19 protein-coding genes and 1 tRNA gene are annotated in these 17,886 nt (G+C 70.1%); 8 read left to right on the forward strand and 12 right to left on the reverse strand.

The window, feature by feature from the left end; translation table 11 throughout:
- Nucleotides 1-33 precede the first annotated feature (33 nt).
- The 3 genes from DFJ67_RS03395 to DFJ67_RS03405 are packed head-to-tail and all read right to left on the reverse strand — an operon-like array spanning nt 34 to nt 3,103.
- Nucleotides 34-747: a YcnI family copper-binding membrane protein gene (locus tag DFJ67_RS03395; protein WP_116066516.1), complete on the reverse strand. Its 714-nt coding sequence runs from the start codon at nt 745-747 to the stop codon at nt 34-36.
- A 14-nt stretch (nt 748-761) separates the two neighbouring features.
- The gene (locus DFJ67_RS03400; RefSeq protein ID WP_203783029.1) at nt 762-2,408 is read right to left on the reverse strand and encodes a copper resistance CopC/CopD family protein; all 1,647 of its coding nucleotides are present in this window, start codon (nt 2,406-2,408) and stop codon (nt 762-764) included.
- The gene (locus DFJ67_RS03405; RefSeq protein ID WP_147315406.1) at nt 2,405-3,103 is read right to left on the reverse strand and encodes a zf-HC2 domain-containing protein; all 699 of its coding nucleotides are present in this window, start codon (nt 3,101-3,103) and stop codon (nt 2,405-2,407) included. The genes DFJ67_RS03400 and DFJ67_RS03405 overlap by 4 nt, the downstream gene beginning before the upstream one ends.
- Nucleotides 3,104-3,155: 52 nt before the next feature.
- Here DFJ67_RS03405 and DFJ67_RS03410 point away from each other — a divergent pair, with 52 nt between their 5' ends.
- From DFJ67_RS03410 to DFJ67_RS03435, 6 genes are all read left to right on the forward strand, one after another.
- Nucleotides 3,156-3,743 carry a sigma-70 family RNA polymerase sigma factor gene (locus DFJ67_RS03410; protein ID WP_239096947.1) on the forward strand — a complete coding sequence of 196 codons (588 nt, stop codon included), beginning with the start codon at nt 3,156-3,158 and terminating at the stop codon, nt 3,741-3,743.
- A gap of 61 nt (nt 3,744-3,804) precedes the next feature.
- Nucleotides 3,805-4,305, forward strand: a complete 501-nt coding sequence (locus DFJ67_RS03415; protein WP_116066519.1) for a MauE/DoxX family redox-associated membrane protein — start codon at nt 3,805-3,807, stop codon at nt 4,303-4,305.
- Nucleotides 4,302-5,015, forward strand: a complete 714-nt coding sequence (locus DFJ67_RS03420; RefSeq protein WP_116066520.1) for a DsbA family protein — start codon at nt 4,302-4,304, stop codon at nt 5,013-5,015. The genes DFJ67_RS03415 and DFJ67_RS03420 overlap by 4 nt, the downstream gene beginning before the upstream one ends.
- Nucleotides 5,016-6,347 (forward strand): hypothetical protein, encoded by a 1,332-nt coding sequence (locus DFJ67_RS03425; protein ID WP_116066521.1) that lies wholly within the window; start codon nt 5,016-5,018, stop codon nt 6,345-6,347.
- A complete protein-coding gene (gene bcp, locus DFJ67_RS03430; RefSeq protein WP_116066522.1) occupies nt 6,344-6,814 on the forward strand; it encodes a thioredoxin-dependent thiol peroxidase in 471 nt (156 codons plus the stop codon). The genes DFJ67_RS03425 and bcp overlap by 4 nt, the downstream gene beginning before the upstream one ends.
- A gap of 46 nt (nt 6,815-6,860) precedes the next feature.
- Nucleotides 6,861-6,935 (forward strand) — tRNA-Leu (locus tag DFJ67_RS03435).
- A gap of 192 nt (nt 6,936-7,127) precedes the next feature.
- Here DFJ67_RS03435 and DFJ67_RS03440 read toward each other — a convergent pair.
- The 3 genes from DFJ67_RS03440 to DFJ67_RS03450 all read right to left on the reverse strand — a co-directional run bounded on the left by DFJ67_RS03440 (nt 7,128) and on the right by DFJ67_RS03450 (nt 9,472).
- A complete protein-coding gene (locus DFJ67_RS03440; RefSeq protein WP_116066523.1) occupies nt 7,128-8,387 on the reverse strand; it encodes a hypothetical protein in 1,260 nt (419 codons plus the stop codon).
- Nucleotides 8,384-8,905 carry a SigE family RNA polymerase sigma factor gene (locus DFJ67_RS03445; protein WP_116066524.1) on the reverse strand — a complete coding sequence of 174 codons (522 nt, stop codon included), beginning with the start codon at nt 8,903-8,905 and terminating at the stop codon, nt 8,384-8,386. The genes DFJ67_RS03440 and DFJ67_RS03445 overlap by 4 nt, the downstream gene beginning before the upstream one ends.
- Before the next feature lie 108 nt (nt 8,906-9,013).
- Entirely contained in the window at nt 9,014-9,472 is a 459-nt protein-coding gene (locus tag DFJ67_RS03450; protein WP_203783028.1) for a COG4315 family predicted lipoprotein, read from the reverse strand.
- A 97-nt stretch (nt 9,473-9,569) separates the two neighbouring features.
- Between DFJ67_RS03450 and DFJ67_RS03455 the strand changes: the two genes are divergently transcribed.
- Complete coding sequence (locus DFJ67_RS03455) at nt 9,570-10,307, forward strand: hypothetical protein (RefSeq protein WP_147315407.1); 738 nt, start codon at nt 9,570-9,572, stop codon at nt 10,305-10,307.
- On the opposite strand, the gene DFJ67_RS03460 is transcribed toward DFJ67_RS03455, so the two are convergent.
- The 5 genes from DFJ67_RS03460 to DFJ67_RS03480 form a co-directional block, all read right to left on the reverse strand.
- Nucleotides 10,304-11,017, reverse strand: coding sequence for an SDR family NAD(P)-dependent oxidoreductase (locus DFJ67_RS03460; protein ID WP_116066526.1), 714 nt, complete (start codon nt 11,015-11,017; stop codon nt 10,304-10,306). The two genes, DFJ67_RS03455 and DFJ67_RS03460, sit on opposite strands and share 4 nt — an antisense overlap.
- A 41-nt stretch (nt 11,018-11,058) precedes the next feature.
- Nucleotides 11,059-11,706: a LuxR C-terminal-related transcriptional regulator gene (locus DFJ67_RS03465; RefSeq protein WP_116066527.1), complete on the reverse strand. Its 648-nt coding sequence runs from the start codon at nt 11,704-11,706 to the stop codon at nt 11,059-11,061.
- The gene (locus tag DFJ67_RS03470; RefSeq protein ID WP_116066528.1) at nt 11,706-12,908 is read right to left on the reverse strand and encodes a sensor histidine kinase; all 1,203 of its coding nucleotides are present in this window, start codon (nt 12,906-12,908) and stop codon (nt 11,706-11,708) included. The genes DFJ67_RS03465 and DFJ67_RS03470 overlap by 1 nt, the downstream gene beginning before the upstream one ends.
- Complete coding sequence (locus tag DFJ67_RS42200; RefSeq protein WP_147315408.1) at nt 12,908-13,534, reverse strand: carbohydrate-binding protein; 627 nt, start codon at nt 13,532-13,534, stop codon at nt 12,908-12,910. The genes DFJ67_RS03470 and DFJ67_RS42200 overlap by 1 nt, the downstream gene beginning before the upstream one ends.
- Nucleotides 13,535-13,595: 61 nt before the next feature.
- A complete protein-coding gene (locus tag DFJ67_RS03480; RefSeq protein ID WP_239096946.1) occupies nt 13,596-15,155 on the reverse strand; it encodes a DUF1996 domain-containing protein in 1,560 nt (519 codons plus the stop codon).
- 247 nt (nt 15,156-15,402) lie between these two features.
- Here DFJ67_RS03480 and DFJ67_RS03485 point away from each other — a divergent pair, with 247 nt between their 5' ends.
- Nucleotides 15,403-16,575, forward strand: a complete 1,173-nt coding sequence (locus tag DFJ67_RS03485; protein WP_116066531.1) for a DUF1996 domain-containing protein — start codon at nt 15,403-15,405, stop codon at nt 16,573-16,575.
- A gap of 7 nt (nt 16,576-16,582) precedes the next feature.
- On the opposite strand, the gene DFJ67_RS03490 is transcribed toward DFJ67_RS03485, so the two are convergent.
- Complete coding sequence (locus DFJ67_RS03490) at nt 16,583-17,875, reverse strand: ferredoxin reductase family protein (protein WP_239096945.1); 1,293 nt, start codon at nt 17,873-17,875, stop codon at nt 16,583-16,585.
- Between the last annotated feature and the right edge of the window lie 11 nt (nt 17,876-17,886).

The raw sequence follows: 17,886 nt of genomic DNA on the forward strand, positions 1-17,886 counted from the left end.
TCGACCGGCGGGACCGGGGAGAAAAAGAAACAGCTAGGACGTTTTGCGGGTACGCATGAACGCCAGCCCGCCCAGCACCAGCCCGAGCACACCGGCGACCAGGCCAGCGATGCCGAGGCCGACCGACGCACCGGAAGACGAGGAGGAATCCGAGGCGGCGACAGCAGCCACCGTCGGGCCGGCCGTCGGCGCGGCCGCGGCGTCGGCCGCCTTCGCCAGCTTCAGCACCGGCGCCGGGTTCTCCGGCTCCTCGCCACCCTCGACCGGCTCGTCGATCCACCGGACGATCTCGCCGTCCGAATAGGTCTGAAGCGTCTTGAAGATCATCTGGTCCTTGTCGGGCAGCGGGCCCATCGAGACCGGGAACTCCTGGAACTGGCCGGGCTTGATCTCGGCGCCGGCCGTCGCGGTCCAGGTGATCTTCGCGACCACGTCGGTGACCTGGCTGCCGTGCACGTTGAGCGGCGTGGCCAGCTTCCGGTTCTCCACCGCCACCGTCCAACCCGGAACCGGCATCGTCGACACCGACGCGACCGGCGCGTCCTCGGGCAGGTTGACCTCGAGCTTGGTGGTCGACGCGGTGTCACTCTCGGTGGGCACCCGGAACGCCACCCGCCCGTACCCGCCCTGGGTGGCCGAGTTCGGGTTGACGGTGACGTGCGCGAACGCGGGCCCGGCGATGCCGAGAGCGACCACGACCGCGGCGCCGCTGAGAGCGGCGGCCTTGGCCAGCCGGTTACGGATCATTGGGGGAAGCCTTCCTAAGAAACGGGCACGGTGGCGGTCACCGTGGCCTGGTCGATATCGGATGTTCGTGCGACGAACTTGAGCTGCCACTGGCCGGCCCGGGGCAGTTGGATCGCGCCGGTGGAGTGTGTCGGCGCGAGCCCGAGCAGCGGGATGTCGAGGTTCTCGATGCCGGCCGACGGCAGCGACGCGGTGCCCTTCCACTCGACGACGACCTGGGGCTGGTTGTCCTTGGTGTACGCGTACAAGTGGATGTCGTTGTTGCCGACCTTGGCCGGGTCCACCTCGACCTGGAGGTTGAGCAGGTTGCTGGTGGTGATCATCTGCGAGAAGTAGCCCGGCTGCTCCGCGGCCACCTGGTTGGCCTCGGCCGTGCGCGCCGGCGTGGTCTGCACCAGCGTCGCCGAGAGCGCGAGCACGACCGCGGTCACGCCCAACTCCGACAGCACCAGCCGGCGGATCGGGCGGGGGTTGTCCGGCGCGGTCCGCTTGCGCACCAGGTTGCGGGAGAACGCCGCGACCCCGATGACGGCGCCGAACAGCACGACCTTGGCGATGATCAGCTGCCCGTACGACGTGGTGAACAAGGCCTTGAATGTCGCCACCTCGATCAGCGCCTGCACGACGCCGGCGAGGAAGAGCACCGTCACCGCGAGGGTCGCCCAGCTCGACCAGACCGGCAGGATCGCGCCGAGTTCGCGCGGGCTGGCCTGGCGCAGAAGGAAGGCGCCCAGCATGAGCAGGCCACCGAGCCAGACCGCCATGGCGGCCAGGTGCGCGATGTCGACGACGACGGAGACCGACGGCACCTCGGAGGCGCCCGGGTGCCCCGACAGCGGCCAGGTGGCCAGCCCGACGACGCCGAGGATCACCAGCAGCGCCCGGTCGGCGACCCCGCTGCGGCCGGCCAGCAAAGGCCGGAGCAGGAAGGCCGACGCCGCCAGGACGCCGATCCGCACCAGGTGCGCCGTGCCGAACGTGCTGCCGAGCACGTCGCGCAGCGCGGCCCCCTCGAAATAGCCGCCGCCGGTCGAGTAGGGCGCCTGGAGGAACAGCTCACCCAGCGTGGAGAGGGTGATCAGGCCGAGGCCCGACCAGGCGAGCCGGCTCGGGTCGCGGCGGGCCAGCCGGTGCGGCCAGAGCAACGCGAGCACCAGGGCCGGGCCGATCAACAGGACCAGGCCGGCGTACCCGAGATATTTGACGACCGGGTAACCGATCTTGAGGAACGTGCTCTCCGCGACCACGGGGGTGTTGGAGTCGGTCGGTGCCGCTGACGGCGCGCCCACCGAGTAGGTGAAGGCACCGGCGATCGGGTGGCTGTCGGCCGAGATCACCCGGAAGTTGACCAGGTAGGTGCCGTTGGCGCCGCCGGACTTGAGCGGGACGGTGACGTTGGGGCCGTCGAAGGTCGGCTGGCCCGTGTCGGCGCGGGAGCCGTCCGGCGCGATCACGTGGATCTTGTCGGGCACCTGCCGGACGCCCTCGCTGAAGGTCAGCACGACCTGCGGCGGCGGGGTCGGCACGATCGAGTTGGCGGCGGGGCTGGTGCCCTCCAGCACTGCGTGCGCGCTGGCCGGGGCCGCCGGCGCGAGGAAGACGGCCGCCCAGCCGGCGATCAGCGCCGCCACGACGAGGAGGCGCGAGGCGATCCGGCTCACCCGCGACCTGCCGCGGTCGCCGGTGCCAACGGGGCGGTGCGCTGCTGGCCGCGGCCGAGCGCCCACAGTGCGGCCGCCTGCGCGACGGCCGCGAGGTGACCGATCTCGTGGAGCACGGCCGTCTGCGCGTTGAGCACGTCGATGGCGCTGGTGACGGCGAGGCAGAGAGCGAGCACGAACGCGACGGGTACGAGCGCCCGGGCCCGCTCCGGCCGCAGCGCGGCAAGCGCGAAGCCGACCGCCAGCGCGATGTCGAAGCAGGCCATCTCGCGGGTCGCGTGGGCGCCGAGCGCGCCCTCAGGGCCGAGCAGCACGGGCACGGCGGAGATGAGTTGTGCGATCGCGAGCACGCCGACGGCGATCCGCAGCACCTGGCGGCGACCGTCCGGCTCGCCCTCGCGCCGGCGCTGATCGGCGCCCACCGCGGTGAGCACCCGCACGGTCAGGTCGGGCGCCGGGGAAGCCGGTGTGGCCCGGACCACCAGGTCGAGGCGCTGCGCCTGGGCCAGCCAGGCCCGGCAGTCGGCACAGGTGGCGGTATGCGCGTCGATCTCCGCCGCGGGGGTCGGCGGATCCTCCCCATCGAGTCGCGCCGACAGCGCGACCCGGACGTGCTCGCACATCATGGTCAGGTAGTCGTCCCCGTGCGGCGATTGGTTCCCGGCAATCTCCCAGGTTGGGGTGGTGCTCGACACGGCCGCAGCGGCGCGGTCGGGAAACCGGGCGATGCGCGTACCCTGGGTTGCCGTGATCCCTGCCCAGCGTGCGCCCGCCGCGAGCGCTCCCGTCGAGGTCGACGCGGCTACCCGCTGGGCCCTTCTGGCACGCGGTGGAGACCCGGTGGCGCAGGCGGCGTTCGTCCGGGCGACCCAGACCGAGGTCTGGCGGCTCGCCGCGGCGCTGGTCGATCCGGACGCCGCCGACGATGTCGCGCAGGAGACCTATCTCCGCGCGTTCCGGGCGTTGCCGTCCTTCGAGGGCCGCTCCAGCGTGCGCACCTGGCTCCTCGGCATCACCCGGCGCGCCTGTGCCGATCACCTGCGTTCGGTCGTACGCCGCCGCCGGCTGCGCTCCCGCCTGGAGGCCCACCCCGAGGCCGATCGCACGCTGATGTCGACCGCCGAGCCCGACCCCGCCCATCGTTTCGACAGCACCGAACTGCTCCGCCGGCTTCCCCCCGACCGGCGCAGCGCCTTTGTTCTCACCCAGCTCATCGGCCTCTCCTACACCGAGGCCGCGCTGGTGGAGGGTGTCCCGGTCGGCACGATCCGCTCGCGGGTCGCGCGCGCCCGGGCAGAGTTGGTGGCGGTGCTCGACGCGGCGGGCACCGGCTGAGCCCGCACCGAACCTGGGAAAAGGCTGAGTTTTGGAACCTTCGCGCGATACGGGGCGACTAATGAGCGTGACGACGTTGACCAACAGCGTGTCCTGGCCGGGCCTACGCCCATGGCTCGGCACCCTGGTGCGGCTCGGCCTCGCGGCCGTCTGGCTGTTCGCCGGCGCGGCGAAAGTCGGTGACTTGTCCGGTTCGGGGCGCGCGGTCAACGCGTACCAGGTGATGCCCTTCGAAGTTGCCCAGGTCATCGGTGCCGCCCTGCCGTTCGTCGAGCTCACGCTCGGGGTGCTGCTGCTGGTCGGCCTGGCGACCCGAGTCGTCGCCGCCGTGTCGGGGGCGCTGCTCCTGGTCTTCATCGCCGGCATCTCGTCCGCGTGGGCGCGCGGACTGTCCATCGACTGCGGCTGCTTCGGTTCCGGGGGCCAGTTAGCCGCGGGTCAGAGTCCGAGTTACGCGCCCGAGATCGCGCGCGACATAGGTTTCCTCGTCCTCGCCGCATTCCTGGTGGTCTGGCCGCGCACCAGGGTGTCCGTCGACAGGTGGCTGGAGAGCACGACATGAGCAAGCGTCACGAGAACAAGAGCGCCGCCAAGACGGTCCGCAAGCAACTCGCCGCGGAGCGCCGCCGCAAGCGCACGATGTGGACCTCGATCGCCGCCGTCGCCGTCCTGGTGATCGCCGGCCTGATCGGCTGGGGGGTCTGGCAGAGCCAGCGCTCCGACGCCGGCGCACTGGTCGCACCGGCCACGGCGACCACGACCACCGGCCCGACGGTCGGCAACGGTCCGGTCCAGGTGCAGCTCTACGAAGACTTCATCTGCCCGCACTGCAAGGACTTCGAGAACACCAGCGGTTCGGCGATCAACGAGCTGGTCAACGACGGCAAGATCAAGGTCACCTACAACACCGTGGCCTTCCTCGACCCGGCCTCGACCACGCAATACTCGACCCGGGCGGCCGCGGCCGGCGGGTGCGCAGCCGACGGTGGAAAATTCAAGGAATTCCATGACGCGTTGTACGCACAACAGCCCGCCGAAGGCAGCGCGGGCCTGTCCAACAGCCAGTTGATCTCGATCGGCACCAGCGTGGGCCTCAACGAGAACAGCTTCGGACCGTGCGTCAACTCGGGCAAGTTCAAGCCATGGGTGTCCTCGGTGACCGACGCGGCCAGCAAGGCCGGCGTCACCGGCACGCCAACCGTGGCGGTCAACAACCAGGTGATCTCGAACCCGACGCCGGACGCGATCGTCGCGGCCGTGAACGCGGCCTAGGTGAGGCTGCTGCTGGCCGGTGCCGGCGCCGCGGTCGCGGTGCTGGCGCTGGCCACGCCGGCGTGGGCGCACGGTGCTGACGCGCCGGACGGCACCGACTACCGCACAACGGTCACCTCGGTGAGCCCGGCCGCCGCGGGCCTGCGGGTCCGCGCGGTCGAGGCGGGTGCGCGGTTGGAATTGACCAATCACACGGGTACGACCGTCGAGGTGCTCGGCTACTCCAACGAGCCCTACCTTGAGGTGCGCCCGGACGGGGTCTACGAGAACGTGCACTCCCCCGCTGTCTACCTCAACGCGACCCTGAGCGGTTCCGCGACTCTGCCGCCGGCCGCCGACCCGACCCTGCCACCGTCGTGGCGGCAGGCGTCGACGGTGCCGGTCGTGCGGTGGCACGACCACCGGTCGCACTGGATGCTGTCGACGCCGCCGCCGTCAGTGGCGGCCGACCGATCGAAGCCACAGCGGATCCGGGACTGGGTCGTGCCGTTGCGGGCCGGCGGCGTTTCGACGATGGAGGTGCGCGGAACGCTCGACTGGGTCCCGCCGCCGGCCGCCGGGGTCTGGTGGGCCTGGATCGTGGTCGCGGGGTTGGGTGTCGCGTTCCTCGGGCTGGTCGGTCGGCTGGGCGGCCTGGTGCGGTCGCTGTCGGTGCACGGCCTCGCCTCTTCGGCGCCCTCGCCATCCTCGGCGTCGTCTTCGTCTTCGGCGCCCTCGCCATCCTCGGCGGCGGCTTCGTCTTCGCCGGCGGCTTCGTCTTCGCCGGCGGCTTCGTCTTCGTCTTTGCCTGCGGCTTCGTCCTTGCCGGCCTCGGCGGCGGCGGGTTGGGAGCCTCCGCCGCCGTCGACGCCTGCTCGGTGGGTGCTGCCGGTGCTGGCCGGGGTGGCGGCGGTGGCCGGCGTGGCCGCCGTGGTCTATGCGGTGGGCCGCGAGGTCGACGCCGGCAACGACGGCTTCGGCGCGCTGGTCCGCGGCCTGTTCGCGGGCCAGATCTGGCCGGTGCTCACCGGCCTGGCGGCGATCGCCGCGGCGCTGCACGCGCTGTTCCGCCGCCCGGCCGCCGACTTCGCGCTGGCCCTGGCCGGCATCTGCGTGGCGATCTTCGCCGGGGTGAGCAACGCGGCCGCGTTCGGCACCGGAATCGTCCCGTTCGAGTGGTCACCGACGCTGGGCCGGGTCCTGGTAGCCGTCGCGATCGCCGGCGGCGCGGGCGTGACCGGCGCGGCCGCGCTGCGGATGCGGGCGACGGCCGGCCGTCCGCCACTGCCGAGCGCCCGCCGCCCCGTGGAGGACCAGCCGACCGGAACCCCGGCGGTAGAGTCGGGCGCATGACCGAACGCCTGGGCCCCGGCGACGAGGCACCGAACTTCTCCCTGCCCACCGACACCGGCGACACGCTCACCCTGGCCGACCTGCGCGGTCAGAAGGTCGTCCTCTACGCCTACCCGGCGGCGATGACCCCGGGTTGCACGAAGCAGGCCTGCGACTTCCGCGACTCGCTCGCGTCGCTGCAGGCGGCCGGCTACCAGGTGGTCGGCATCTCCCCGGACAAGCCGGCCAAACTGGCCAAATTCCGCGAACACGACGCCCTCACCTTCCCGCTGGTGTCCGACGAGGACAAGAAGGTGCTGACGGCGTACGGCGCCTGGGGCGAGAAGCAGTCCTACGGCCGCACCACCACCGGCGTGATCCGCTCGACCTTCGTGATCGACGAAAAGGGCAACATCGAACGCGCGATGTACAACGTGAAGGCCACGGGCCACGTCGCCAAGCTGCGGCGCGACCTAGGGCTCGACTAGCAAGCCGTACGCTCGTACGCCAGAATGTCCAAGGCGCGAGCGCCCGGGGGTCGTAGCCCAATTGGCAGGAGGCAAACGGTTTAGGTCCGTTGCAGTGCGGGTTCGAGTCCCGCCGACCCCACAAATCCCTGCCCAGATCCTGTCCGCTGCGCGGCCAGGGTCTGGGTGGGGATTTGTCATTCCTATTCCGGGGGCGACCCCCGGAGACCCCACGGTGGTGGGCGCGGTCCGCGGTATGCGCGACGGCAGCCCCAACGTCACCGTCGGAGCTGACGTCGCTGATCGCGGTCAGTTCAACCGCCTACCGGGGCGGCTAGTTGCTGACCCGAATGGCGCCGATCAGGAAGACGGGGCCGGCGATGGTCGTCACCACGCGTAACTGTCCGGTCGACAAATCGAGCAGTTCTAGCGCGGTGGGTCCGCCTGTGCCTTGGCGGCCATTGTGGAAGAAGAGCATTCCCCCGGGTAGCGGTCCCGCAGCTGCCCGGCAATCGCAGGCCGTGTCGGACAAGCCGTCGATGTTTGGCTGGACCGGATCGGGATCGGGCATCGCATAACGGCGGGTCACCACTGCACTGTCCAGGTCGATGGCGAGCACGTCGTCAGGGACCGGAATCATGAAGGGTTGTCCGTTGGTCGCGGCGCGCTCCCGGTAGGTGCGGACCAGCAGGGTGTGACCGTCCGGAAGGAGGGTCTGTTCCACGTTGACGTGGTCGGCCGTCTGCGGTTGCCGTTCCGCGGCCGTGAGCTTCGCTCTGACATCCACTGCGATTCGGCGCCGTTGGTGCCCTGCCTGGTCGAGCACTCTCGCCTCCACGATGGAGCCTTCCGTGATGTCGCGCACGACCAGGTCACCAGACGGGAGCACCGCGGTGATGACGGTGTCCGGCGAGTTACTTATCGACAGCTCTCGCCGGTCTCCGGAGCTCATGTCGATCAGCAGGGCCCGGTTTATCACCTGCTCGTTTCCCGGTTCGGTGGCGTCGGGCCCGACTGACGTCCTGGCGACGTGGATGGCCAGCCACCGTCCGTCCGATGACCATTTCACCTCGCCGACACCCTCGATTCTGGCGACTACCCGCTCATCCGTGCCGGTCAGGTCCCGGAGCTGGACCTCGTAGCCGTTGCGTACGGTCACCAGCCAGCGGCCATCGGGAGAGATGCCGCCGATGTGGGTTCGCTTGTCCGCCCTCGGGATCACCGTGTATTGCTTGCCGTCTTCGGTGACCAGGATTTCTCCGGTGCTGTCCGGCGGGTTGGCCGGGATGTAGGACAGCGACGCTGGTGCGACGCCTCGGTCGGTGGGCAGCGGGGGCGGGTCAGCCCGCGGCAGCTCCAAGGTCCGAGGCAGCCAATCCGCGGTGGGCGCCGGGCCCAGCACCGCGGTATCCGAGTCTGGTCGCAGCGGCAGCCAGACACCGCCCACACCGACAACGAGAGCCAACGCGGCAGCGACAGGAGCGATTCTGGTCAACCGCCGGCGGCGCTGCGCCACGACAATCGCCCGCTCGGTGGAGTCATAAAGATTTGCCTGCTCGGCGATCTCGCCCAGGAGGCCCTTCAACGCGGTCATACCAGGACCTCCGAGCCATCGACAAGATCAGCGAGATCAGGGGCGAGTATGCGCAGCCGGCTCAGGGCGTGGTGTGTCTGGCTTTTCACGGTTCCCACTGAACAGCCCAGGATGACGGAGGTATCCGCCTCGGAAAGGTCCTCGAAATAACGAAGCACGAGCACCGCGCGCTGCCGTGGAGTGAGCTTCGCCAACGCCGCTTCGAGCATCAGCCGCCGTACGGCGTGATTGGTCTCGTCCCGTTCCCCGGGCTTGTCCGGTAGATCGGCTGTCGGTTCTTCGCGGACGCGGCGCCAGCGCCGCCATGCCGAGATGTTGGCGTGATAGAGAATTTTCCGGACGTAGGCATCCGGGTCGCGGGCGGCAGATACCCGCGGCCACTTGGCCGCAACCTTGATCAACGTGACCTGCACCAGGTCCTCCGCCGCGTGATGATCGCCGGTCAGGAGGTAGGCCACATGGGACAGCCGGCGGAGCCGCGTGTGGACGAACTCACGGAAGCCCTCAACGTCGTCCACACTGACTCCCCGCTCCCGGAAACGTCCTCATCTCGACAGACGACCGCCAATCCCGGACAGGTTGGAACCTGGCCGAAACTTGACCCGGACAGCTCCGGTATGTGCGGGTCAGCCGCCTGTGGTGATGGCGTCGCCGTTGGGGTTGACCAGCCACCAGCGCGCCCCGAAGGCGTTGACGCCCTGGCCGTTGGTCTGGATCGGGCCCGTGTCGCCGCTGAAGAAATACAACGGATGATTGTTGTACGTCGCCTGCTTGGTGCCGTCCTGCCGATCCGACGTCTTGAGCTTGGCCGCGTCGAGACCGCTGCCGGCCGTCACCGCGCCCTGGGTGGTCAGGGGCGGCCATTGCGCGGCGCAGACGTCGTTGCACGTCGAGGTGCCGGACGTGTCGGCCAGGAACAGATAGAGCGAACGGCCCGTCTGGTCGGCCAGATGGCCGTCGGTGACCTGCACTACGACGGTCGCCGGCGGTGCGGCCCGCGGCTCGCTTCGGGTAGCGGTGGTCGCCGCCGTCAGGCCGGTGACCACAAGCGCACCACCCGCCACGGCGACTCCGACTTTGGCCAAGAGGCCGGACATCTTCGACACAGCGCTGTCCCTCCCCCTGAGAACAGTTCCATGACCGACGCTACGCCCGCCGGGTTGCCACGGCATGATGTCAGCCGTGCCGACGGATGATCCACTTGCTGACGCGATCCTGGAAAACTGGGGCGCGTACACGCTGCCGCTGGGGCAGGGCAAGCGCGCGGGGACGGCGTTCTTCTACAACGAGCTCGTGGACTCCACGCCGGAGAGTGACTTCGTACGCGAATGGTGGGTGACCGCCGACCGTTTGACGCGTACCGAAGTCGGCGAGGTCGGGCTGCGGCCCGATCTCATCGAACCCACCGGCGCCGCGTCGGATTACCTGGCCGTGACCGACTTCGAGCAGATGTGGTCGCGGCGCGCCGGCGTGGCGGTGATGCGAACGTCCTTCCTGCACGAACATGCGGCGAAGAAGGCCTGGTCGTGGGCGGCCGAGCAGATTACCGAGGGTGTCGCTGACACGGCTGAGCAAGTACGCGCCGTCGATGGGGAGCCGCGCCGGGCGTACGCCCTCGGTCACGTCACGCGTGAACCGGCCGATGGCGAGCAGCGGCCGTTGGCCATCGCCACGTCGAACATCGCACGCGACCCCGACCGCGTAGTGCGTTGGCAGGGTCCACTGCCGGCCGGATTCACGGGCGGTCCCGTCTTCATCGCCGAGCCCCACGGCGACCAAAGCTTCGTTGTGCGCTGTCTCGGGCTGATCGCGTCGGCCGACCGCAATCCGGACGTGCTCACGTTCGACGTGATCCGTTCGCTGATCGCGGAACTCGTGCGGCCGCAGCCACCCAAGCGCGGCCTGTTCCGCCGCCGCTAGTGCCCGGCGCTCTGGCCGCCGTCGACGTGGGAGATCTCGCCGGTGACGAACGGCGACTGCTCGAGGTAGAGGATGGCTCGTACGACATCATCGATCTCGCCCATCCGATTGACCGGGTGGAGCGCCGCCTGGGTGCCGTCGGGGTCGTCGGGGTGCATCGGGCTGCGGATGACCCCGAGGGCAACGGTGTTGACCCGGATGCCGCGGGTGGCGTATTCGATCGCCAGTGACTTGGTGACGGCGTTCAGGCCACCTTTGGTCAGCGAGGTGAGCCCCGCGGCCACCCGGGTGTCGGCGTTGTCGACCAGGCTGGTGGAAACATTCACCACATGCCCGCCGCCGTCGCGGGAAAGCATCGCCTTGATCGCGCTGCGGGACAGGTCGAAGAAACCCCGCAGATTGACCCCGACGACCTTCTCGTAGTCGGCATCGGTGTAGTCGGTGAACGGCTTGGAGACGAAGAGCCCGGCGCAGTTGACCAAGGTGTCGACGCGGCCGAAACGGTCCATGGCCGCATCGACGATCCGCGCTCCGGCGCCGAACTCGGACACGTCGTCGGACACGGCGAGCACTTCGGGATCCACCGACGGCAGAATGGCCAGCCCGGTCGCGACAACGGCAAAGCCGAGCCCGCGGTAGCCGGCAACCACCGCCGCCCCGATCCCTCCCGACGCCCCGGTGACGACAACGACCTTCTGCGCGGAGTCCATAACGGAATCATTCGCCACCCGCACTCGCGAGGGCGTACACGTCATGGGGTGTGTCGCTCGGTTGTCCAGCGGACGACCGCCTCGGTGCGACTGCGAACCCCCAGCTTCGCGAAGATGTGGTTCAGGTGGTTCTTGACCGTCTTCTCGGTCAGCCAGAGCTGCTCCGCGATCGAGGCGTTCGACAGCCCCTGGCACAGCAGATTGAGCACCTCCAGCTCGCGCTCCGTGAGGCTGCCATACGCCGGCTCTACACGTTCCCGGCGCGTCGGTTGCGCGCGGGCCAGTGACACGGCCACCGAGGCCGCCCGAGGAGAGAGCCAGCCCCGACCGCCGACGACCTCGTGCACCGCCCGGACCAGATCGCCAGGTTCGAATTCACCGTGTACGAGATATCCCCGCGCACCCCGTTGCAGCATGTCGGCGATGATGTGGGGCTCCTCGGAGCTGGTCAGCACCAGGACCGCTGAGTGTTGGCCCAGCTCGTTGACCACCGACAAGCCGTCGGCGATCGGCATGCGGTGGTCCAGCAGCGTGATGGCCGGGCGCAGCTGCCTTGCCAAGGCCAGCGCCTCCCGGCCATTCGCCGCCTCGGCCACCACCCGCAGGCTCTCGTCTGCCGCCAGGATCCCGCGCAGGGCGTCCCGCATGATCGGGTTGTCGTCGACTATCAGCACGTCGATGGTTGGCATCAGCCTGCTCCGACCGAGCGTCGGTGGTGACCGCGGACGCGAGTCTGCGGGTCGAGCGGGACCTCGACCGTGATCCTGGTTCCGGCGCCGGGTGCCGAAGCCATCCGCAGGACGCCACCGGCGGTCCTGGCTCGCTCGGTCATGCCCACGATGCCGAAGTGGCCGGCCGACTGGAGACCGGAGAGGTCGGCCGGCACGGCGAAACCGACGCCGTCGTCGGAGATCTCGAGCAGGAGGCCGTGCGGCTGTCGACGGAGCTGCACGGCGACCCGCCGGGCCCGGCCGTGCCGGGCGACGTTGGTCAGCGCCTCGCGCAGAATCCGGGTCAGCTCATAGGAAACCGCGTCGGGCGGGTCGACGGCGGCCGCCGCTACCCGGACCGGGATGCCGGTGGACGCGCTCCAGGCCTGGCACAGCTCGTCGATGCTCGCGGCGAGGTCGCCGACGTCGAACCGCATTCCTTCGAGTAGCTCCCGGGCTTGCTGGGTGGCCGCGGTCGCTCCGGCGACGACCGTGCCGGCCAGGTGTTCGGCCAGCGCCGGCTGGCGGCGGAGCAACGACGGCAGGGCGAGCGCGGCCAGGGAGACGCCGCGCAGCGTCTTGGTGACCGAGTCGTGCAGTTCCCGGGCCAGCCGGGCCCGTTCGGATGCGACGGCGGAGCGTTGGGCCGAGGCGACCAGGTGGGTCGAGAGCTCGAGTTGGTGTGTCAGCACTGTGGTGGCCATCGACGCGCCGACGCCGGCGAGGGCGCCGGCCACCGGGAACGCGACCACGAAAGCCACGATGTCGACCGGCGGCTCGGTGCGGCGCAGCAATGCGGCGATGACCGTGAAGCCCAGCGCGGCGTGGATGACCCACACCGGCAGGGCGCGCAGGCCGAGCAGGACCCCGGCCACCGCCCCGGCGCCCGCGGCGTAGCAGAAGTAGGCGACGCTGCCGTGGCTGACGGCCAGGACGGCGAGAACCAGCGCCGAGTCGACGGCGATCGCGATGATCGGGTGGGTGACCAGGCCTGGCCAGCGGCCGAGGGCGGCGAGTTGCGCGGCCGTTGCCACCACGACCAGGGCGATCACCGCGATCACCGGGAGCCGGTTGTGCACCAGCAGGAGGCCGGCCGCGGCCGCGATCGTGGTGGCCACCGCGCGGCCGATCAGCACCGCCCGGGCCAGCGCCGCCGCGGCGACCTCGCGGCCGACCGCCATCACGAGACGACGACCTGGTCGACGTCGGGAGCCGGGGACTCGTCGTTGAAGAGGGTCAGCCGCAGGGGGCCAGCCGGCAGGTCGGCGGTGAAGCGGAAGGAATGCGGCGTGGTCCAGTCGGCGCCCTTCACCTGCCACGTGCGGGCCGGTGCGCCGTTGACGCTCACCTTCAGGGTTCGATAGCCGTCGCTCTCGTACACGATGGTCACGGTGCGTCGCCCGGCGACCGGAACCGTCGTGCGGACGGTTACCCGGCAGTCGATGCAGAGGTAGCGAACGCGCGCGCCGCCGCGGCAGGTCGCACACTCGGTCGCCGCCGCGCCGCCGGAAAGCGTGTTGCGCGGGTCTTCCGCCTCGACCGTGATCGGCACAAATCGGGCGATCGACGGGCTGACAACGGGCGTGGAAGCAGCCGGAGGCACAACCGGGGCAGCTGCGGGCGGTGGGTCGTGGTGCGGAGTGATCAGGGGCGGCACACCCACGGCCGCGGCCGCCACCCCGGCCGTCACCACGGCAAGCCCCAGCCACTGGCGGCGGCTGGGGCGGTGGCGACCCGGAAGGGTGTCCGGCGCAATGCCGTTCGCCACGGGCACTCCTCGTTCGGGCTGGTCAATCCCGGCGTTCACAATACGACGAGGGGCGGAGCGGCCCGCGATGCCGCCCCACCCCTCGTACCCCGGCAAAGACTTATGGCAGAAGGTAATCCTTGTTCAGCACGTACGGCGCGGGCTGTTGGTCGTCCCGGCCGTCGTGGCCCTGTGCGTCGCACTGCCTGGCCGCCACGATGCAACCGTTGACCATCGCGGCGAGGGTGCGGTCGTCCCAGCCGTTGAAGAAGTCGTAGTGGAAGGTCGGTCCGGCGCCACTGGCGAAGTGCACCTTCGACATGTTGCCGTTGACCGGCCAGGCCATCTTGAACTCCAGCTTCGGCACCGCGACCGGGTGGTCGTCGGGGCAGACCAGCCCCGAGGCGGTGTGGGTGTCGATCGGGTAGGCCATGTGGCTCTGGTGGTCGGGCGAGTCCAGGTGGATGCCGTCCCAGCAGCTCGGCGCCTGGTAGCGGATGTTCAGCTTGACGCTGCGCTCACTGGAGCACGTCTGCGGAATGTTCTTGTTCTTGTAGCTGTCGCCGCACTCGAAGCCTTCCTCCGTGGCGGCGAGGAACTTGTCGGCGTCGGTGTTCTTCGCGTTGCCGACGACGAACCGCAGGCCCTTGGGGAACGCCCGCACGCTGCGGTAGTCCGTGACGCCGGTCTTGTAGTAGATCGTCTGGAGACCTTCCGGGTTGACCGCGGTGTCGCCGTTGAAGAGGGTCGGCATCCAGTAGGCCGACAGGTCGCCCTTGGCCTTGCATGTGGTCTGGCCCTTGGAAAGGGACTCGACGGTGCTGTTCGCGTTGGTGGTGGTGTTGCCCATGAAGGTGTGCAGGTGCGACGCGCCCGGCAGCTTCGGGAAGACGATCGGGTCGTCGCCGACGTTGGTCCGGCTCACCGAGCAGTTCGCCTGGAACTCGTGGAACCCGCCCTTGTTGGGCGGAACCGCGTGGGACGGCTTGACGTTGGTCATCGGGTTGGGCGCCATGACGTAGCCGGCCGGGTTCGTGCCGCCGGACGGCGCCGACGTGCTGGCTGACGGGCTCGCCGACGCACTCGGCCGGGTGCTGGGCGACGCGCTCGCCGTTGGGCCGGCCGGCGTGGTGGTCGGCGAAGTGGTGGCCGGCGGCGCCCCGGAGCCAGTCGCCTTACCGAAAACCTGGAACTCGAACAGCGAATAGCCGTACGCGCCGGTCCGGGCGGTGCCGTACATCCGCACATAGCGACCGGTCGTGTTCACGGTGTGCGACTCAGTGCCACCCTTGCCCGTGGTGGTCTGGTAGACCGACGTCCAGTTCTGCGCGTCGGCCGACACCTGGATCTCGAACGCCTTGGCCGCCGCCCGCTCCCAGGTGAGCTCGACCCGCTCGATGGCCGTCGGGGCACCGAGGTCGACCTGGAGCCACTGCGGGTCGGCGAAGGCGCTCGACCAGCGGGTCTTGGTGTCGCCGTCCACCGCGGCCTCGGCGGGGAAGGCGCGTCCCTCGACGGACGATGCGGTCACCGGCTTGCCCTGCGACAGGACGATCTCCTCGGCGCCGGCCAGGTGCAGCTGCCCGACGGCGAACCACGTGACGAAACCGGCTAGGGCGAGACCGATGCCGGCCATGGTGAAGCGCCGCGATCGCGACGCACGCGGGGAACGGGAACTCATGTGGGGTCTCTCCATTGTGGGCAAAAGATCAAGTACGCCGCCGAACGCTAGCAATGCGAAGGGCAACCGTCTTGAGTCCAAAGACCCAGAACGCGGGAGAGAAAGCGTCGAAAATCGCAGGGAAAAACTGTTATCGCCACCGTACGCGCAACAGCTCTTTAGGAGATTCTTAAGAGCATAGGACCACGCGCGACAACGTGCCTACGCTTCGGTGCCATCTCATTCCATTCCCTGGTAGGAGCAACACGTGTCGTACACCGACGGTCCGCGTCCGAAACGGGGTCGCGCCGTCCTCTGGGGCAGCGTGGCCGTCGCGGCGGTGGCGCTCGCGGCGACCGCGATCCACCTGACCGGCGCACTGGCTGCCGGTCCCACGGAGACGACGAACGCGGCCCAGACCCTGCCGGCAGCCGCGACCGGCACCGACACCGGCACCCCGCTCGCGTCGCCCTCGGCACCGAAGCCGACCGGCGCGAAACCCTCGGCCAAGAGCCCGCCGAAGGCCCCGCCGCAGCAGCCGACGTCGAAGGGTGGCTGGGTCCCGGTCGACAAGACGGTCTGGCAACAGCAGGTGGCGGCCTACCAGTCCCGCAAGGTCGACCCGGTTCCGGCCGGCGTGGCCGACATCGCCGAGTTCCGGGCCGACTGCACCTACAGCCACCGGCTGGCCGACGACCCGATCGTCTTCCCCGGGCTGGCGGGCGCCTCACACATGCACTCGTTCTTCGGCAACAAGGCGGTCGACGCCGACACCACGGCCGGTGACCTGACCAAGTTCACCGCCACCACCTGCAAGCCGGTGGTCGACCACTCGTCCTACTGGGTGCCGACGCTCTACGACGCCGCCACCAAGAAGCCGGTCGAGCCCAAGGGATTCCGGGTCTACTACCGGTCGATCCGCAACAACTCCACCGGCATGATGCCGATACCCACCGGCCTGCGCATGATCGCCGGCGACGCGAAGAAGCGGGTGGCCACGCCGCGGGGCGCGCACGGCCAGTTCTACTGCGCCTTCTACGGCCCCGGCGACCTCGACGGCGTGGCCCGCAGCAGCAACGGCAACTGGCCGATCTGCGATCCCAACAGCTACGCCACGCTGCACTACATGCTGCAATATCCGGACTGCTGGGACGGCAAGCACCTGGACAGCCCCGACCACAAGCAGCACGTCGCCTACGGCAACGACAAGGGCTGCCCGGCCGACCACCCGGTGCGCATCCCGTCGCTGACGTTCGACATCACCTACCCCGTGAAAGGCACCTCGGCGGGTTACTACCTGTCGTCCGACCCGACGGGCCGCACGGCCTCGTCGATGCACGGCGACGCGTTCCTGATGTGGGACGCCGACGCGATGAACAAGCGCACCAAGAACTGCGTCCTCCAGCGCCGCCAGTGCGACAACGACGGCTACGAGCACTAGGCCCTACTCACCAGGCGAAGCGCTCCCGGTGCAGCCGGCCGGGAGCCACGCCGGCACCGCGCGCGGACCGCAGCACGGCCGCGGTCCACGCGTCCGGGCCGCAGACGTAGACGTCGTGGTCGGCGATGTCCGGGGCCAACTCGCGCAGGGCGTCGGCGTCGGTGTAGTCGGCGTACTCGGCCGGCAGCCACGAGTCGGCCGTGGCGCGCGGGCCGACCAGCAGCACCAGGCGCACGCCCCGATTGCGCGCCAGCCACCGCAACTCGCCCAGGAAGGCCACGTCATGCGCATGCCGGGTGCGGTAGACGAGGGTGGCCGCGCCGTGCTCGTAGGGCAGGTCCCAGAGCAGCGCGAGCAGCGGGGTCACCCCGACACCGCAGGCGAGCATGGTGATCGGCCCGCCGGTGTAGGTGGCCGCGGTCATCCGCCCGTAGGGCCCCTCGATCAGCACCCGGGTGCCGGGCCGCAGTGCGGCGACCCGCGCGCTCCCGTCGCCGACCGTCTTCACACTGATCCGCAGGCCCTCCTTGCGCGGCGGGCCGGACAGCGAGAACGGGTTGCCGCGCAGCGCACCCTCACCGTCGAGGAACCGCCACACGAAGAACTGCCCGGCCCGCGCCGGGAGCCGGTCGAGCCGCCGGCCGCGCAGGTAGACCGAGACCAGCCCGGGCGCCTCGTAGGTCACCCGGTCGACCACCAGCCGGTGCCGCACCGTGCGCCAGACCGGCACACCGATGCGGAAGACCAGCACCGTGCCGGCCACCGCGAGGTAGGCCGTCCAGCCCGCGAACCGCGCGGCCGGGTGCTGGAAGTCGCTGCCCAGCAACAGTTCGTGCGGCACCGCGAGGCCGATACCGAGGTAGGCGTAGAGATGCAACAGATGCCATGCCTCGTATTTGATGCGGCGGCGCACCCAGCGCACCGAGGTCGCCACGATCAGCACCAGCGCGGCCAGGGCAACGACGGCCAGGACCATGCTCTGGTACGCCGAAAGCAACTGCCACAACCGCACGACCGGGTCGCCACCGAGGGCGAGGACCACGTGCGCGAGCAACAGCAGGAACGAGGTCACGCCGGTCCACCGATGCCAGCGGGCCAGCGTGTCCTGCCCGAAGGCGCCTTCGACCCACGGGATGCGGGCCATCAGCAGCACCTGGAGCAGCAGCAGGTCGGTGCAGACGAGCGCGGCCAGCCGGCCGTAGGCCGCGGCGCCCTCCGGGGCGGTGTCGCGGCCGCTCAGCCAGAGCACGACGACTGCCAGCAGGCTGAGGGCTGCCATCGTCTTCACCGCGAGTCGCACGGCGACCGAAC

This window comes from Asanoa ferruginea, from assembly GCF_003387075.1.
Taxonomy (GTDB): Bacteria; Actinomycetota; Actinomycetes; order Mycobacteriales; family Micromonosporaceae; genus Asanoa; species Asanoa ferruginea.

What these genes read in the sequence shown, in the direction of transcription:
- DFJ67_RS03395 (WP_116066516.1), bottom strand. Translation starts at nt 747, where the DNA reads ATGATCCGTAACCGGCTGGCCAAGGCCGCCGCTCTCAGCGGCGCCGCG.
- DFJ67_RS03415 (WP_116066519.1), top strand. Translation starts at nt 3,805, where the DNA reads ATGAGCGTGACGACGTTGACCAACAGCGTGTCCTGGCCGGGCCTACGC.
- DFJ67_RS03420 (WP_116066520.1), top strand. Translation starts at nt 4,302, where the DNA reads ATGAGCAAGCGTCACGAGAACAAGAGCGCCGCCAAGACGGTCCGCAAG.
- bcp (WP_116066522.1), top strand. Translation starts at nt 6,344, where the DNA reads ATGACCGAACGCCTGGGCCCCGGCGACGAGGCACCGAACTTCTCCCTG.
- DFJ67_RS03440 (WP_116066523.1), bottom strand. Translation starts at nt 8,387, where the DNA reads ATGACCGCGTTGAAGGGCCTCCTGGGCGAGATCGCCGAGCAGGCAAAT.
- DFJ67_RS03460 (WP_116066526.1), bottom strand. Translation starts at nt 11,017, where the DNA reads ATGGACTCCGCGCAGAAGGTCGTTGTCGTCACCGGGGCGTCGGGAGGG.
- DFJ67_RS03465 (WP_116066527.1), bottom strand. Translation starts at nt 11,706, where the DNA reads ATGCCAACCATCGACGTGCTGATAGTCGACGACAACCCGATCATGCGG.
- DFJ67_RS03470 (WP_116066528.1), bottom strand. Translation starts at nt 12,908, where the DNA reads ATGGCGGTCGGCCGCGAGGTCGCCGCGGCGGCGCTGGCCCGGGCGGTG.
- DFJ67_RS03480 (WP_239096946.1), bottom strand. Translation starts at nt 15,155, where the DNA reads ATGAGTTCCCGTTCCCCGCGTGCGTCGCGATCGCGGCGCTTCACCATG.